The organism is Micromonospora sp. CNZ322 (assembly GCF_007827755.1).
The window spans coordinates 75,515-91,228 of record NZ_VITD01000001.1; the positions used below are offsets into that span (position 1 = coordinate 75,515).

Sequence of the window (15,714 nt, forward strand, 5' to 3'; positions counted from 1 at the left end):
AAGAGGTTTGCGTCACCGGGAGGGCACTCCTTGACGCAAACCTCTTGATCACCGGGGGTGGGGCAGGGGGTTAGGGGGTGGAGAGGGCTTCGGTGGGGGTTAGGCGGGCGGCTCGGATTGACGGGTAGACGCCGGCAATCACCCCTACCAGGAGGGCGCCAACTATCCCGCCTACCACCGCGGTCAGTGGGATGGTGGGCGGCCAGCCCTGGTAGCTGGCGTAGCCGACAGTGGCGAGCACCCCCAGCGCCGCCCCGGCGGCGCCGCCGAGCACGCTGAGCAGCACCGACTCAGTGAGGAACTGCACCCGGATCTGGCCGCGGTTCGCGCCGAGCGCCCGGCGCAGGCCGATCTCCCGACGGCGCTCCAGCACCGAGATGACCATCGTGTTGGCCACGCCGATCCCACCGACCAGCAGGGCGACCGCGGCCAGCCCGAGGAACAGCGCGGAGAAGCTGTCCTCGGTGGCCCGTTTCGCGGCGAGCGCGTCGGAGGGGCGGCTGACCTGGACCAGCCCGGGCAACTGCGGGTTGAGGGTGGCCGGCAGCACGGCACGGACGTCCTCCAACGCGTCCTCCCTGACCCGCAGGTAGACGACAGTGGGGTGACCGTCGAAGCCGAGCATGGCCTTGGCGGCGTCCCACCCGACCAGCACCGAGCGGTCGAGATCCGGGGAGAGCGGCAACGGGTCCAGGATGCCGATCACTGTGAACCAGCGCTCGCCGATGAACACCTGGGGTGGTTGCCGGGGGTCCACAGTGGCGAAGCCGAGCCGGCTCGCCGCGACGTAACCGAGGACGGCGGTCGGCAGCCCGGCCGAGCCGGCGTCGAGGGCCCGCCCGCTGCGGATCCGGCCGTTGACAGTCCCCAGCAGGTCCGGCCGGGACGCGAGCACGGTGAGCCCGGACGTGTCGTACCGGTCCAGCAGGTCGTTGCGGCGCACGGCGGTGTGGGTGTTCGCGACCGCGCTCGCCGTGTGAACCGGCCCGATCCGCGACGCCATGGCGGCGGCGTCCTCGGGCAGGAGGACTGGCGGGTTCTGATCCGGCACGGGCTCGGCCCGCAGCAGGTTGGTGCCGAGGGCGGAGAGCTGGTCCATCAGGTCGCGCTGGCTGGACGCGGGGATACCCACCACGACGACCAACGTGGCAATGCCGATGGAGATGCCCAGGGCGGAGAGGACGGCCCGCATCCGGCGGGTGGTCAGGCCGAGCAGACCGAGCCGGAGTACGTCGGTCGGGGCGAGCCGGGTCGCGCTCATGCCCCGCTCCCGGTGACGGTGTCGGCGACGATCCGGCCATCGCGGATCTCCACCTGTCGAGGCGTACGGGCGGCGAGATCGCGGTCGTGGGTGATCACGGCGATGGTGGTGCCCTCCGCGTTGAGGTCTGTGAGCAGGGCAAGAACAGCCTCCCCGTTGACAGTGTCGAGGGCGCCGGTCGGCTCGTCGGCCAGCACCAGCGCAGGCTCGTTGACGAGTGCCCGAGCTATCGCCACCCGCTGCCGCTCCCCGCCGGAGAGCTGCTGCGGCAGGTGGTCGACCCGGTGCGCCAGGCCGACCCGGGCCAGCGCTTCGATAGCGGTGCGGCGACGGCGACGGCGGGGCACCCCGGCGTAGAGCAGGCCGGTGGCGACGTTCTCGGCGGCATCCAGCCCGTCGGTGAGGTGGAACTGCTGGAAGACGAAACCGAGCCAGCGGCCCCGCAGCGCGGAGAGCCGACGGTCGGACAGCGCGGTTACCTCCTGCCCGGCGACGCGTACCCGACCGCTGGTCGGCAGGTCGAGGGTGCCCATGATGTTCAGCAGCGTGGACTTGCCGGACCCGGAAGGGCCGACGATGGCGAGCATCTCGCCCGCCCGCACGGTCAGTGAGACGTCGTCCAGGGCGGTCACCCCGCCGGGGTACGTCCTGCTCACCCCCTCGACGTTCAGCACCGCTTCGGCGATCACGAGGCCGTCACCACGTCGAGGCCCTCGATCACACCGGTGCCGCTGACCTCGACCAGGCCCCGGGCGAACATCCCGGTCTCCACGGCCACCAGCCCACCGTCGGGCAGTTGCAGCGCATGCCCGCCCTCGCGGAGCGCCACCAGTGCGCCGACCGGCACCGCGAGCACGCCCTTGTGGACGGCGGTGGTGAAGCGGACCTGCACCGTGGCCGCGTCCAGCTTGGCCACGTCCGCCGCCCGGGTCGGTGCGACGAGGACGTCCACCGTTGGCGGGCTGCTCTGCCCGGTGCCGCCGTCCGACCCGCCGCCGCGAACCGTCTGCGAGATCGAGACGACAGTGGCCGGGATCTCGGAGCTGTCCGGCAGGGCGATGACGACGGCGGCACCCACCGTGATGGTGCCGACCTCGGTGGCCCCGACCGGCACGGTGACCAGCTTGACCTTCTCGGTGACGGCCAGCAGCTCACCGGCCACCGGGTCACCGGGCAGCGCCTTCACCGCGCTGACCCGGGCCGGTCCGGTCAACACGGCGACCTGCCCGACCCCGATCGCGCCGGTGGGCTCCAGGCCGAGGGCCTGCTGCCACTTCTTGATCGCGCCGACCAGGGACTCGGTGAGTAGAGCCTGACCCGTGCCGATCTTCGTGCCGTCCTTGCCTCGGGACGGCTGCGACCCGGTGCCGAATCCCAGCGCTCTGAGGTTGTCCGACACAATCCGCACGTCGCTGCCCACCAGTCCGGGTTTGTCGAGCGTGCGGAAGAGCGGGGTCCCGCCGAACAGCACCGGCACCGGTCGGTCGTTTACCCAGTAGAGCGGCTTGCCCCGGGCCACCGTGTCGCCCACCTTCGGCAGCCGGGTGACGAGGCCCTCCCCGGCGCCCTTCACCAACCGCTCCGGGCCGAAGCCGAGCGTCCCGTTGAGCGAGCGACTGTCCGACAGGTCGGCCCGGGTCACAGTCGTCGTGGTGACCGGCGGCGGGGCGCTCGCGACATCACCGCCGGGGTGACGCCGCAGCGCCAGCGCCCCGACGCCGGCACCCACGGCGACCACCAGGGTCACCACCGCCACCACGATCGCGGTACGCCGGGTCGTCCGCCGACCAGGACCGTCGGTCGGCTTACTTCTGGGCACCGAATATCTCCATCGTGCATTCCCTTTCGACAGTGGCCAGGGCGGGACCCTCAAGGCCGCCGGCGGGGTCAGCGACCCCGTCGTCGTAGGTCCAGCCGGAGCCGTCGGGCAGCGAGTGGATCTTCATGCCGTGTCCACGCAGGCACTGGACGTAGTCGTTCCACTGGCTCACGTAGTTCGGGTTCTTCTCCGGGTCCAACTCCGGCGGCTGGAGCGGCAGCTTGTTCGCGCACGCCACGTACGCCGCCTTCGGCTCCCCGCTCTGGTCGAGGGACAGGCCCGTACCATCGCCCACCGGGCCGGGTTGTGACCGGCCGTCGTTCAGCTTCACGCCGTTGTCATGCAGGCAGATGTTGTACGCCCCCCAGAGCCGCTCCTCCTCCTCGTCGGTCATGTCCAGGCGTAGCTGCGGTCGACCGTTGGCGGCACCACCCGCGGGGGTGGCGCTCGCCGCGGCGGACGGGGTGACGAGCGACGCGACGTCACCGCTGGCGGCGTCCTTGTCGGCGCTGGACGCACCGCCGCCGCAGCCGGTGAGGGCGACGGCGAGCACTGTGACCGCGGCGAGCCCGGCGGCGACGCGATGGGTTGAGTTGGTCATGGCGTGCAGCTTCACGGCCGGGTGTCAGAGACCTGTAAGAAACCCGTCGTCATCCGATAGCCGCAGCTCAACGGCCGTACTGGAACCCGTCTGGGCCACGTACAGTCGCTGCCGTGTGTGCGTACGTGCTGGTAGCCGAGGACGACCGGAAGCAGGCGGAGCTGGCGCGCCGGTATCTGGAACGCGAGGGACACGAGGTGGTCGTGGTGGCCGACGGGCGGGCCGCCCTGGAGCAGATCCGGCAGCGGCCCCCGGCGCTGCTGGTCCTCGACGTGATGATGCCCAAGGTCGACGGCCTGGACGTCTGTCGCATCCTGCGCCGGGAGTCCGACCTGCCGGTGCTCATGCTGACCGCCCGGTCGACCGAGGACGACCTGCTGCTCGGCCTCGACCTGGGCGCGGACGACTACATGACGAAGCCGTACAGCCCGCGTGAGCTGGTCGCCCGGGCCCGCAGCCTGCTGCGCCGGGGCCAACGGACGCAGTCGGACCCGGTGCTGCGGGTCGGCGCGGTGCACGTCGACCCGGTGCGCCACGAGGTACGCAGCGACGGACGCCTCGTCGACTGCACACCTGGTGAGTTCCAGCTGCTCCAGGCGATGGCCGCCCAGCCCGCCCGGGCGTTCACCCGGGATCAGCTCCTGGGCTACCTGCACGGGTTCGACAGGTACATCACCAACCGGACCGTCGACGTGCACGTGATGAACCTCCGCCGGAAGATCGAGCCGAACCCGCGCAAGCCAACCCGGTTGGTGACCGTGTACGGCATCGGATACAAGCTGGTCGAAGAGTCACCCCGTGTCGGGTGAGGTCCCGCTGCGCCGCAGCCTGCTGCTCCGACTGCTGGCGTTGGCCGTCCTCATCGCCGTCGGCTCGATCGCGGCGACCGCGTGGCTGGCCGTCCGCACCACCACCGGGGCGATCCGGCAGGAGCAGGGGCAGGCGCTCGCCGACGACGCGCGCATCTACGACACAGTGCTCGCGTACGCGGCGACCCACCCGACCTGGGACGGGGTCGACGCGGCCCTTCGGCCGCTCGCCCAGGACGTCGGCCGGCGGATCGCCCTGACCACCGAGACCGGTGCGCCGATCGCGGACTCGGCCCCCGGCGCGGGCCCGTTGCCGACGACGTCGTCCGCGACCGTCGACGCGCTCGCCGTCGACACCGCCCTGATGCCCGGCACCACACTGCCGGGCAGCGGTGACGGCGGCACCAGTCGTATCGACCCGCGCACCACCGGGCCGTACCTGCTCCCGCCCGAGGAGCGCGCCGCGCTGCGCGACAAGGCGGCCGCGGCGGTCCAGTGTCTGCGGCCGCGGGCGCAGATCGACGCGGCCATCGTGGACGGCCCCACCGGCCGCCCACGGATCGACACCCCGGGCACCGACCTCGCCGACAGTGCCGTCTGCGGCCAGCCGAGAGAGGAGCTCGCGACCCGTACGGCCACCGAGGGCAAGGCACTCGCCCAGCTCAACGCCCTGGTGAACACCTGCCTGGCGCGGCGGCGCCTGCCCGCCGTGCAGGTGGACCTGAACTGGACCTGGACGAGGCAGCCGGCGGCCAGCGCACCCGACTCCCGCAGCGCGGCCGGCGTCGACCAGGAGCACAACCGGGCGATCAGTGCCTGCGTCGGCACCAGCCGACGCGAACAACTCCTCCCGTACGTCGCCCCGGCCGCGACCCTCTTCGTCACCGACCCGGGCGGTCGCCCATCGACCACCTTCGACCTGTCCCCCGCCAACCAGACCCGCATCGTCGCGGTCGCCGGTCTCGTCCTGCTGGTGACGATCGGCTTCACAGTCCTCGCCGGCATCCGGCTGACCCGTCCGCTGCACGCGCTGACCGGGGCCGCCCAGCGGATGCGCGACGGCGACGGCACCGCCCGGGTCCGGGTGACCGGCCGCGACGAGATCGCCCGGCTGGCCGAGGCCTTCAACGACATGGCCGAACGGCGGGAACGGCTGGAGCAGCTACGCCGGGCCATGGTCGGCGACATCGCCCACGAGATGCGTACGCCGGTGAGCAACATCCGGGGCTGGCTCGAAGCGGTCGAGGACGGCGTCGCGGCCCCCGACCGCCGGCTGCTCTCCTCACTGCTGGAGGAGGCGACAGTGCTCCAGCACGTGATCACCGACCTGCAGGACCTGGCCGAGGCCGACGCGGGCGCGCTGCGGCTGCACCGTGAAGAGGTTTACCTCACCGACCTGCTCGCCCAGGTCGCGGAGGCGCACCGGGCCCAGGCCGACCGGGTCGGCGTCACCATCACGGTACGCACCGAGGCCGACCCGCAGGTGGACGCCGACCCGGTGCGACTCCGCCAGGCCGTCGGCAACCTGGTCGCGAACGCGGTACGGCACACCCCGTCGGGCGGGCGCGTGACGCTCAGCGCCAGCGCGACCGACGCCGAGGTCATCGTCTCGGTGACCGACACCGGCAGCGGTATCAGCGCCGAGGATCTGCCCCGGGTCTTCGACCGCTTCTGGCGGGCCGAGAAGTCCCGGAGCCGGCAGACCGGCGGCAGCGGCCTGGGCCTCGCCATCGTGCGCAAGCTCGCCGAGGCCCACGGCGGCACGGTCAGCGCCACCAGCATCCCCGCCCAAGGCTCCACCTTCACCCTCCACCTACCCCCACCCCCACTCCCAGCCCCCGCCCCACTCAGTTGATCAAGAGGTTCGCGTCATCCGGCGGCCCGCTGGTGACGCAAACCTCTTGATCAACGGGGGCACGGGGGGTGGTGTGGGGCAGGCTGGGTGGGGTGGGGGTGGGTGGTCGGGGAAGGGGTTACCTGGGCTGGTGGGGCGGACTAGGCTGCCGCGGCATGAGCAGTGAGATTCCGGCCCGCGCCGACGTCGTGATCGTCGGTGCCGGGCACAACGGTCTGGTCTCCGCGGTCCTGCTGGCCCGGGCCGGCCTGGACGTCCTCGTGCTGGAGGCCGCCGACGTGATCGGCGGCGCGACCCGCACCGAGAACCCGTTCCCGAAGGTGCCGGGGTTGCGCCACTCCACCGGGTCGTACCTGCTCGGGCTGATGCCCCCGGAACTGCTCGCCACGCTCGACGTACGGATTCCGGTGCTGCGCCGCGACCCGCACTACTTCCTCCCCACCCCGGGCGGCCTCGGCTCGCCGTACCTGCTCTTCGGCAGTGACGTCGCCGCCACCCGGGCGCAGCTCGCCGAGTTCTTCTCCCCCGCCGACGTGGCCGCCGACGACGCCATGCAGGCCGAGCTGGCCGCGCTGCGGGAAGACCTCGCCCCGGCCTGGCTGGCCGAGCCGCTGAGCGTCCAGGAGACCGCCGAGCGGCACGTCCGCCCGGCGCTGCGCCAGGTCTTCGTCGACCTCGTGCAGGGCTCTGTCGCCGACTATCTGGCCCGGTTCGAGTTCCGCTCCGAGCTGCTGGTCAGCATGTACGCGGTCACCGACGGCCTGTCCGGGCTCAACGCCGGCCCGGACGACCCCGGCACCGGCCACAACTTCCTGGTGCACAACATGTGCCGGCTGCCCGGCTCCGGCGGCACCTGGATGATCGCCGAGGGTGGGATGGGCACCGTCTCCCGGACCTTCGCCGAGGCCGCGCGCGCCGCCGGAGCGACAATCCTGACCGGTACGCCGGTGCACGCGGTGACAGTGGACGGCGGCGCGGCGAGCGGAGTGGTGCTGGCCGACGGTCGGGAGGTCGCCGTCCCTGTGGTGCTCGGCGCGTGTGACCCGTACCGGTTGATGGACCTGTTGCCCGACGGCGCGCTCCCGGCGCGGCTCGGCGAACGGATGGCGGCGGTCCGCCGGCCCGGCACCACCCTCAAGCTCAACCTGGCGCTCACCGGGCTGCCGCGCTTCTCCTGCCTTCCGGACGGCACGCCGAGCCCGTTCGGCTCGACCATCCACCTGCTGCCCGGGTCGGCGTCGCTGGTCGGCGGGGCGGAGGCTTCGCCGATGACCGCGCTACGCGCCATGTGGGCGGACGTGCAGGCCGGGCTGCTGCCGGCGGAGCCCACCATCGAGTGGTACCTGCACACCACAGTCGACCCGTCGCTGTCCGACGCCGCCGGGCACCACTCGTCGGCGCTCTTCGTCCAGTCCGTCCCCTACGAGTTGGCCGGCACCACCTGGGACGCGGAGCTGCCCGGCTACGTCGACCGGCTGATCGGGATCGTCGAGCGGTACGCCCCCGGCACCGCCGACCTGATCGCCGACGCGGTGCCGCTGCCCCCGCCCGGGATCGAGGAGCACTTCGGGATCACCGGCGGGCACATCCACCACGTCGACAACACCGTCTCGTTCACCGACCGGATGCCCTACGCCACCGGCGTCGACGGTGTGTACGCCGGCAGCGCCGGCTGCCACCCGGCCGGCAGCGTCATCGGCGCGGCCGGCCACAACGCCGCCCGCCGCATCCTCACCGATCTAGGCCGCTGACCGGCCCTGTCTCGGCCGGCCGGCCGGCCGGAGGTCACCAGCGCCCCCGATCAGGTAGAAGCCGACCAGCAGGAGGTACGCGCACAGGCTGAGGATGGGGTCGACGAAGACGATGGCGAAGGCGATCAGGTAGAACAGCGGCTTCAGCAGTATCCGCCTGGCGATGGCCCGGGCCAGCCGGGGATCCAGATCGGGATGGAGCAGGCCGCGCCGCCGAGCCCACCACCAGCTCAAATTGACGAAGATCGCCTCACCAAGCACGGTGCCGACGTAGAGAGCGGCGGTCAGCCGCTGCTCGGTCGGGTTGCCGCGCAGGTTGTCCGACAGCAGGTCGGCGGTGAACGGGATCGTGGCGATGAAGAGCAACACGAGCAGGTTGAAGACCAGAAGCATCTGGTCGACCCGGGCCACGTACCGCCACAGGTTGTGGTGGGCGAGCCACACCTGCCCGGCGATTGCGAAAGTGATCACGTACGCCAGGTAGGACGGCCAGGCGTGGGCCAGGGCGTCCGGAAGCTCTCGCCCGCTCTCCCTGGCCGGGCCGGTCTGGAGCAGCTCGACCGCCATCACCGTCAGCACGACCCCGAAGACGCCGTCGCTGAACGTCTCCACCCGGTTAGCGTCCCGGGCCATCTCCCGGCCGCGCCCGTACCGGTACTCGCTCTCGCGCGCGTCCGCCCCCGCCACTACCCGCCCCCATGCCCGGTTGCTGCCGGTCTGCGGCTCTCACCACACCACTGCATCGTGGCGTACACGGGGGCGGCGTGAACGCGGAACCGGTGCGGCCGGGCCCGACGTCGCGCGCCCCACCACGCGGGATCAGATCACGGCCTCGCCGGCGGGGGCGGGGGTTTCCGCGTCCACCCGGTGGGCTCTCACCTTGTGGCCGACGCTGGTCAGGCAGCGGCCAGAGGGAAGGTCGAACTTCCAGCCGTGCAACTGGCAGGTGAGCTGGTCACCGTCGACGATGCCGAAGCGGGTCAGGTCCGCCTTCAGGTGCGGGCACCGCCGCTGCACCACCCAGTCGCCCAACGTGATGTCCTCGGCGTCGGTGCTGCGTTCGTGCTCGTCGTACCAGCCCTCGGCGTACTGGAGCCGCTCCTCGGAGAGGCACTTGAAGAACGCGTAGACGAACTCGTTGTACTGGCCGATCCGAGCCGCCGAGAACCGGCAGGACAGGAAGAGCGAGTTGACCCAGTCCACCTCGTCGATGAAGAGCAGGTGCTCGATCAGCGACCGCTCGGTCCGGAACCGGTAGCGCACCTTCTCGTCCGCGTACGGCCGGACCTCCTTGCCGGGGAAGTCCACCACGATCGACTCGACGCTCTCGCCGTCATACCCCACCAGGTCGAAACGGACCGGGCCGCCGACCCCCTTGGCCATGTAGATCGACTCGTCGAGCAGCGGCTCGATCCGACGCTTCATCTCGCCGAGCACGTCCACCTCGGGGTGCCGCCAGGACGCCTTCTCCGCCTCGATGATCGGGCGCTTGCGCTCCCGCATCTCCTCCAGGTGCGCGACCTTGTTCGCGAAGAACTCCTGCACCGGCACTGGGTGGGTGGTGCTCGCGCCCTCGGTGGTGACCTCGGCGACGCTGCCCGGCAGCAGCACGATCCCGTTGGTGCCGCCGACCTTGGCGTACTCCGACAGAAAGACGGACTGGTCGGGGAAGATGTTGCCCTCGTCGCCGTGGATGTCGTTGAACTGCCACAGGGCGTCGTCGAGGAAGCACGGCGGGCCGGCGATCGGGAAGACGTGCGACGCCTTCAGGTCGTCGATGTACCGCCAGGTCCGGTCGAACTGCCGGTCACGCTTCTGCTTGCCGAACGCGGTCTTCGCCGCCTGCGGCAGTTCGTAGACCATCGGGTACCAGATCGCACCGGAGAACTGGAGCAGGTGCGCGTGCACGTGCCCCAGCTCGGCGAAGACGCTCAGGTCGGTGGGGCGGGCGTCGTTCTGGTTGAGCAGCCGCACACCCTCGTACTCGACCCAGAGCGAGGAGTCGCCGATCGGCCCGTCGGTCGGGCTGGTCAACGCCTGAATCATGATCTTCAGGCCGCCCGGCAGCTCCACCACCTGCTCGTTGGGCGCCTTCAGGAACTTGGTGAAGCCCAGCGCCCGGAACTCGTCCTCCATCTCCGAGGTGGGGAACTCGGGGAGCAGGACCGTGGCGTCCTTGGAGACGAAGTCGCGCAGGTGCTTCGCGTCGAAGTGGTCCCGGTGCAGGTGGGAGACGTACAGGTAGTCGACCTGACCCAGGCTCTCCCAGTCCAGCAGTGAATTGTCCGGGAACGGGAACCACGACGCGAAGTAGGCCGGGTTGACCCACGGGTCGCACAGGATGCTGCCCGCGGCCGTGTCGATCCGCATGCTGGCGTGCCCGGTTCCGGTCACTCGCACCGCACAGTCCCCCTCAAACAGACAATCAGGTGTACGCCAAACGCTACCGGAGCGAGTCTGACCGCCGCCCCGCGACGCCGGTAGTGCCGTCCAGCCCGTGTGGGGCAGGGCCGATGGCCAGGAAACCCCCACCCCACCGCACCGCGTACGAGGCGTGCCAGACTAACCAAAGATCCGATCGCGAGGGAAGGACCGACAGTGGCAGGAAGCGAGCCGGTAACGTCGCCAGACCAGCACAAGCCCGGGCACCGCAAGGCCGGGCAGATCGGCGCCGTGCTGTCCGCACTGGCGCTGCTGGCGATGATCTGCGGCAACCACGAGGGCAGGGTCGAGGACATCTGGCTGATCGGCCTGGCCGCGCTGCTGCTGATCATCGTGATCGGCGACATCGTGTTGCGGCGCAGCGGTCTGCGCTCCTGACCCGACCCACCGCCGGACGACCGGCCGACGTACGCCGAGGGCCCGCCCCCACCCGGGGGACGGGCCCTCGTCCGTATCGCGTCGGGGTCAGCGCCCGAAGAGGATGTCCTGCACGTCCTTGAGCGCGGCGTCGACCTCGGCCTCGAAGTAGCCACCCGGCACCAGGCCGAACCGGAGCGTGTCCAGGTCCTTCGGGTCGACCGGCATCGGGTTGCGGCGCTGCATGCCACCGAGCAGGGTGTCGAAGAACCGGTCCACCTGGTCGGGGTCGTACCCGCTGCCGAACCGGCGCACCTGGAAGCTACGACGGATCTGGTCGACCCGGTACAGGTCGCTGCCGGGCGGACCGGCCATCGGCGGACCACCCATCGGCGGGCCACCCATCGGGGGGCCGGCCACCGCGGGCGGACCGGCCATCGGCGGGCCACCCATGCCCTGCTGCGGCAGCGGAGGCGGACCGGCCGGACCACGGCGCATGTCGCGCAGATCCCGCTCCGGCATCCGGATCTCGGCCGTCATGTCGGCGCGACCGTGTCGCCCGGCCTCGAAGCCGTCGAAGCGCGGCTCCTCCGGCGGCGGCGGATAACCGCCGGGCGCGCGCTGGTCGTCGGGGCCGTACCCGCCGCGCTGATCATCCTGGCCGTAGCCACCGGGTGAGCGCTGGTCGTCCGGGGGGCCGTACCCGCTGGGACCGGCGGGCAGGCCGCGCTGCGGCATGCCGTGGCCACCCATCGGGCCGGGGCCCATCGGGCCACCGGGACCCATCGGGGGGCCGGCCGGGCCACGTGGCGCGTCGTAACCACCGCCGCGGGGGGCGTCGTACCCACCGGCGAAGGCACCGGTCGGCTCGTCGTAGCGGCCGTAGGGCGGGCCAGCCTGCGCGGGCATCGGCCGGGGGGGCATCGGCTGCGGGACCATGCCCCGGTCATCACGCATCGGCGGACCCATCCGGTCCGGTGGGCCCATCCGGTCACCCATCCGGGGGTCGCCACCGCGTCCGGCGCTGTTGCGCTCCTCCAGCTCGGCCAGCTGCCGCTCGACCCGGTCCAGGTGCAGGTCGACCTGCCACTCGTCGTAGCCGTTGAAGCGGACCCGGAAGACGACGTCATGAACCTCCTGGGAGGCCACCGGGGCACCGACCTGTCGGCCGTCGAGCGTCGCCTCGACCCGGTCGAGGAAGGCATCCACCTCGTCGACCTTGTATCCCCGGCGGAGCGCCTTGCGCCGGAAACGCTGACCCTGACTCGCCACTATGTCTCCTGGTCTCGTTCGCCACGCCCGGTCACGCCGGTGCCTCTCCGGCGCGGTCGGTGTTGGTGTCGTTGTCTTCGGCGGCGGCAAGCTGGCCACACGCGCCGTCGATCTCGCGACCTCGGGTGTCCCGAACTGTGGTGGACACCCCGGCGTCGCGCAACCGCCGGACGAACTCCCGCTCGACCGGCTTCGGGCTCGCGTCCCAGCGGCTGCCCGGCGTCGGATTGAGCGGAATGAGGTTCACGTGGGCCAACTTGCCGGCCAGCAGCCGCCCGAGCAGGTCGGCTCGCCACGGCTGGTCGTTCACGTCCTTGATCATCGCGTACTCGATCGACACGCGGCGGCCCGTCCGGGCGGCGTAGTCCCACGCTGCGTCCAGCACCTCGGCTACCTTCCAGCGCTGGTTTACCGGCACGAGTTCGTCGCGCAGATCATCATCGGGCGCGTGCAACGACAACGCAAGGGTCACTGAGAGGTCTTCGCTGGCCAGTCGGTGGATGGCCGGAACCAGGCCGACCGTGGAAACGGTGATGTGCCGCTGGGACAGGCCGAGCCCCTCCGGAGCCGGGCTGACCAGCCGACGGATCGCCGCGATCACCCGGTTGTAGTTGGCCAGCGGCTCGCCCATGCCCATGAAGACGACGCGCGACAGCCTCGGCGGGGAACCCGCCACCACGCCGGAGGCCGCCACCCCGGCCATGTACACCGCCTGGTCGACGATCTCCGCCGTCGACAGGTTGCGGGTCAGCCCGGCCTGGCCCGTCGCGCAGAACGGACAGGCCATGCCGCAACCCGCCTGGCTGGAGATGCAGACGGTCACCCGGTCCGGGTAACCCATCAGCACGCTCTCGACCAGCGCACCGTCGTGCAGCCGCCAGAGCGCCTTGCGGGTCGCGCCGTCATCGCAGGCCAGCTCACGCACCGGGTTGAGCAACGTCGGCAGCAACTGGTCAGCCAGCCGCTCCCGGGTCGCAGCGGGCAGATCGGTCATCGCCTGCGGGTCGCGGACCAACCGCCCGAAGTAGTGGTTGGAGACCTGCTTGGCGCGGAAGGCCGGCTCACCCAGCCCGGTGACCAACGCCTGGCGGCCGGCCAGGTCCAGGTCAGCGAGGTGCTGAGGGGGCATGGAGGCCCGGCGCGCGGCGGGGGCGACCGAGATGGCGGGGATCAAGGGCAGGCTCGTCATGGCTGGTCCAGTGTGTCACGCCGTCGGCGGTGGCTGCCGGTCCGGAGGTGTCGAACGGGCCGCGACCGCCGGAGCCGGATAACCAGGTCGCCGTGATTCATACCTCAGCTCACCACCGGCACGAAGACCGCCAACAGCAGGTAGGCCGTCGGCACCGCGAACAGGATCGAGTCCAGCCGGTCCATCAGACCGCCGTGGCCGGGCAGCAGGTTACTCATGTCCTTGACGCCGAGATCCCGCTTGATCATCGACTCGGCCAGGTCGCCGAGGACCGCCGCGCAGGAGACGGCCACCCCGAACAGCGCGCCCCACCAGGGGGCCACCTCGAACATCAGCCACAGCAGCACCGCGCTGCCCAGGGCCGCCGCGGTGACCGAGCCGGCGAAGCCCTCCCAGGACTTCTTCGGGCTGATCGACGGGGCCATCGGGTGACGGCCGAAGGAGACCCCGGCCGCGTACCCACCGGTGTCGGAGAGGACCACCCCGATCAGCGTGGCCAGGATGCGCAAGTGCCCATCGCCGGGGGCCGCCGCCAGCAACGCCGCGAAACCGGCGAGGAACGGCACGTAGACGGCGATCAGGGTGGCCGCGGTGAGATCCCGCTGGAAGCCGGCCGGCCCGTCACCCAACCGCCAGATCATGGTGCCCAGCACGGTGACCAGCAGCCCCAGGCTGAGCGCGTCCGGGCCGGCGTACCAGGCCAGACCCACTGTCAACACGCCACCGGCGATCAGTGGCACCAGCGGCGGGTGTGCACCGCTGCGTCGTACCGCGCGGGCCATCTCCCAGATGCCGATGGCGACCGCGGCGGCGATCACCGGCAGGAAGGCCAACGGATAGAAGGCCAGCGGCACCACGATCAGCGCGCCGAGGCCGAGCCCGACCCCGATCGCCGCGGGAAGGTTGCGCCCGGCCCGCCCGGTGCCCACCTGCTGGGTGGCCGGTCGGTCGAGGCTGGCCCGACGTCGCCCCTTCGACCGTCGACCGGTCGTCGGAGCCTCGTCCGGCACCACCTCCGCCCGGACCGGCGCGAGCTGCTCGGTCGGGTACCCCGGGTCGTCGAAGTGGACGGGAGGGCCGTCGAGACGGCTCGGCTCGTCGAAACGCCCACGGTCCGGACCGTCGTAACCGGGCGGCCCCTCCCCCGCGGGAGGTCGATCCGGGTAGCGGTCACCGCGACCCCGGTCGTCGTACCGGTCGGGCTGGTTGCGGTCGTCGACGTGCCGGTCCCGGTCGTCGAAGCGATCGTGCCGGTCGCGGTCGTCGAAACGGTCGTCCGGGCGGACCGGGCGGCCACGCTCGTCGTACGGGTCCGCTGGGTGCGGATCGGCGTACGGCCGCGCGTGCGGGTCGGCGTACAACTCAGGGCCGGCAGCCGGACGGCGGCTCCACTGGCCGGCCTCCAGCTCCTGCTCCGGCCAGGGCAGCGCCACCGGGCGCTCCGGCCGGTCCCAGCCGCGAGGCTCGCTGCCGTAGGGGTCGGGGTGGGACATCACGCACCGCGAAGCGGCACGAGATCCACCACATGACGCAAGACCACAAGCATCCCCTACACGTGCGATGTTCCTCCGATTGACCGCCCCGACGGTCGGTCGATCCCCGGTGTTCACCACCCGGTGGCCGGGAATCCTGCCGAGCCTACTGCACACGCCGGATCGGCACGGCGGACGAGGCACGCCCACGGACACCACCCGCGCCGCCGGCCCGCCGGCCAGCGACGTCCACCCGTTCGGTACGGCAGACCGGAGGCAATCCACAGCCCTCGATCCGACTCGTCCGGTGCGCGATCGAGTACTGACCGAACCCGCCCGGCGTGGTCCGCTGGTGCCGCGCCGGCGCCAGCCCGCGCTTCGCAACGGGGGAAGGGCACTCACATGTACAAGTTCGGTCTCGCGGTGTTGACGGTGGCCGCCATGGTCCTGGGAGCAGGGTCACCGGCCGCCGCCACCACGGCACGGACCAGGATCACCATCGACCGCCATACCAGCGAGCTGTTCCCGTTCGAGCCGCCCTACGCTGAGCCGCCGGGAGTGACGTACCCGGCAGCGAGGGTCACCGCCACCGCCCGGCACTGCCCGGCCGGCATCGTCCTCATGTCGGCCTCGCTGGTGCAGGACGGCCTGCCGACCCTCTGGGCCACCGCTGGACACGGCGCCGGCGAGATCCTCTGCGACGGCGGCACCGTCGAACTCGGGATGGCGTTCGCCCGGATCGCTCCGGCGCTGCACCCTGGTCGGGCCACCGCCCACTTCTCGCTGCGCGACTGGGACACCGGCGAGCAGTTCGCCGAGAGCACCAGGACCGTCTGGATCCCCTGCTGACCTATGGAACGAGGCCCGTCCCCGACGTCGGGAACGG

The 15,714-nt window shown here is 71.6% G+C and carries 14 protein-coding genes; 5 read left to right on the plus strand and 9 right to left on the minus strand.

The window, feature by feature from the left end; all coding sequences use genetic code 11:
• Positions 1 to 70: 70 nt before the first annotated feature.
• From FB453_RS00340 to FB453_RS00355, 4 genes are read right to left on the minus strand one after another with little or no spacing between them, the layout of a single operon-like run.
• The gene (locus tag FB453_RS00340) at positions 71 to 1,261 is read right to left on the minus strand and encodes an ABC transporter permease (protein ID WP_145786721.1); all 1,191 of its coding nucleotides are present in this window, start codon (positions 1,259 to 1,261) and stop codon (positions 71 to 73) included.
• Positions 1,258 to 1,947, minus strand: a complete 690-nt coding sequence (locus FB453_RS00345) for an ABC transporter ATP-binding protein (protein WP_220090622.1) — start codon at positions 1,945 to 1,947, stop codon at positions 1,258 to 1,260. Before FB453_RS00345 ends, FB453_RS00340 begins: the two co-directional genes overlap by 4 nt.
• Positions 1,947 to 3,080, minus strand: coding sequence for an efflux RND transporter periplasmic adaptor subunit (locus tag FB453_RS00350; protein WP_222431296.1), 1,134 nt, complete (start codon positions 3,078 to 3,080; stop codon positions 1,947 to 1,949). Before FB453_RS00350 ends, FB453_RS00345 begins: the two co-directional genes overlap by 1 nt.
• Positions 3,067 to 3,681, minus strand: a complete 615-nt coding sequence (locus FB453_RS00355; protein ID WP_145786723.1) for a hypothetical protein — start codon at positions 3,679 to 3,681, stop codon at positions 3,067 to 3,069. The genes FB453_RS00350 and FB453_RS00355 overlap by 14 nt, the downstream gene beginning before the upstream one ends.
• 113 nt (positions 3,682 to 3,794) lie before the next feature.
• Here FB453_RS00355 and FB453_RS00360 point away from each other — a divergent pair, with 113 nt between their 5' ends.
• The 3 genes from FB453_RS00360 (at position 3,795) to FB453_RS00370 (ending at position 8,096) form a co-directional block, all read left to right on the plus strand.
• Positions 3,795 to 4,490 (plus strand): response regulator transcription factor, encoded by a 696-nt coding sequence (locus FB453_RS00360; RefSeq protein ID WP_186717973.1) that lies wholly within the window; start codon positions 3,795 to 3,797, stop codon positions 4,488 to 4,490.
• A complete protein-coding gene (locus tag FB453_RS00365) occupies positions 4,480 to 6,345 on the plus strand; it encodes a sensor histidine kinase (RefSeq protein WP_486480117.1) in 1,866 nt (621 codons plus the stop codon). The genes FB453_RS00360 and FB453_RS00365 overlap by 11 nt, the downstream gene beginning before the upstream one ends.
• Before the next feature lie 155 nt (positions 6,346 to 6,500).
• Complete coding sequence (locus tag FB453_RS00370; protein ID WP_145786725.1) at positions 6,501 to 8,096, plus strand: phytoene desaturase family protein; 1,596 nt, start codon at positions 6,501 to 6,503, stop codon at positions 8,094 to 8,096.
• On the opposite strand, the gene FB453_RS00375 is transcribed toward FB453_RS00370, so the two are convergent.
• Together FB453_RS00375 and FB453_RS00380 are read right to left on the minus strand one after the other, a co-directional pair.
• Positions 8,085 to 8,729, minus strand: a complete 645-nt coding sequence (locus FB453_RS00375) for a TMEM175 family protein (protein WP_186718040.1) — start codon at positions 8,727 to 8,729, stop codon at positions 8,085 to 8,087. The genes FB453_RS00370 and FB453_RS00375 overlap by 12 nt on opposite strands.
• 186 nt (positions 8,730 to 8,915) lie before the next feature.
• A complete protein-coding gene (locus FB453_RS00380; protein WP_145786729.1) occupies positions 8,916 to 10,496 on the minus strand; it encodes a Rieske 2Fe-2S domain-containing protein in 1,581 nt (526 codons plus the stop codon).
• Between the two features lie 198 nt (positions 10,497 to 10,694).
• Here FB453_RS00380 and FB453_RS00385 point away from each other — a divergent pair, with 198 nt between their 5' ends.
• Positions 10,695 to 10,916 (plus strand): DUF2631 domain-containing protein, encoded by a 222-nt coding sequence (locus FB453_RS00385; protein ID WP_036412111.1) that lies wholly within the window; start codon positions 10,695 to 10,697, stop codon positions 10,914 to 10,916.
• 87 nt (positions 10,917 to 11,003) lie between these two features.
• Here FB453_RS00385 and FB453_RS00390 read toward each other — a convergent pair whose 3' ends face one another.
• The 3 genes from FB453_RS00390 to FB453_RS00400 form a co-directional block, all read right to left on the minus strand.
• Positions 11,004 to 12,167, minus strand: coding sequence for a DivIVA domain-containing protein (locus FB453_RS00390; RefSeq protein WP_112605939.1), 1,164 nt, complete (start codon positions 12,165 to 12,167; stop codon positions 11,004 to 11,006).
• A 31-nt stretch (positions 12,168 to 12,198) separates the two neighbouring features.
• A complete protein-coding gene (gene rlmN / locus FB453_RS00395) occupies positions 12,199 to 13,356 on the minus strand; it encodes a dual-specificity RNA methyltransferase RlmN (RefSeq protein ID WP_091400305.1) in 1,158 nt (385 codons plus the stop codon).
• 104 nt (positions 13,357 to 13,460) lie between these two features.
• Positions 13,461 to 14,849 (minus strand): phosphatidate cytidylyltransferase, encoded by a 1,389-nt coding sequence (locus FB453_RS00400; protein WP_145786731.1) that lies wholly within the window; start codon positions 14,847 to 14,849, stop codon positions 13,461 to 13,463.
• Between the two features lie 381 nt (positions 14,850 to 15,230).
• Here FB453_RS00400 and FB453_RS00405 point away from each other — a divergent pair, with 381 nt between their 5' ends.
• On the plus strand, positions 15,231 to 15,677 hold the full coding sequence (locus FB453_RS00405) for a hypothetical protein (RefSeq protein WP_145786733.1): 447 nt from the start codon (positions 15,231 to 15,233) through the stop codon (positions 15,675 to 15,677).
• The last annotated feature ends 37 nt before the right edge of the window (positions 15,678 to 15,714 follow it).

Bases quoted from the DNA above. Each gene is read 5' to 3' on its own strand.
- FB453_RS00405 (WP_145786733.1), top strand. From the start codon at position 15,231: ATGTACAAGTTCGGTCTCGCGGTGTTGACGGTGGCCGCCATGGTCCTG.
- FB453_RS00400 (WP_145786731.1), bottom strand. From the start codon at position 14,849: ATGTCCCACCCCGACCCCTACGGCAGCGAGCCTCGCGGCTGGGACCGG.
- FB453_RS00370 (WP_145786725.1), top strand. From the start codon at position 6,501: ATGAGCAGTGAGATTCCGGCCCGCGCCGACGTCGTGATCGTCGGTGCC.
- rlmN (WP_091400305.1), bottom strand. From the start codon at position 13,356: ATGACGAGCCTGCCCTTGATCCCCGCCATCTCGGTCGCCCCCGCCGCG.
- FB453_RS00375 (WP_186718040.1), bottom strand. From the start codon at position 8,729: ATGGCCCGGGACGCTAACCGGGTGGAGACGTTCAGCGACGGCGTCTTC.
- FB453_RS00340 (WP_145786721.1), bottom strand. From the start codon at position 1,261: ATGAGCGCGACCCGGCTCGCCCCGACCGACGTACTCCGGCTCGGTCTG.
- FB453_RS00355 (WP_145786723.1), bottom strand. From the start codon at position 3,681: ATGACCAACTCAACCCATCGCGTCGCCGCCGGGCTCGCCGCGGTCACA.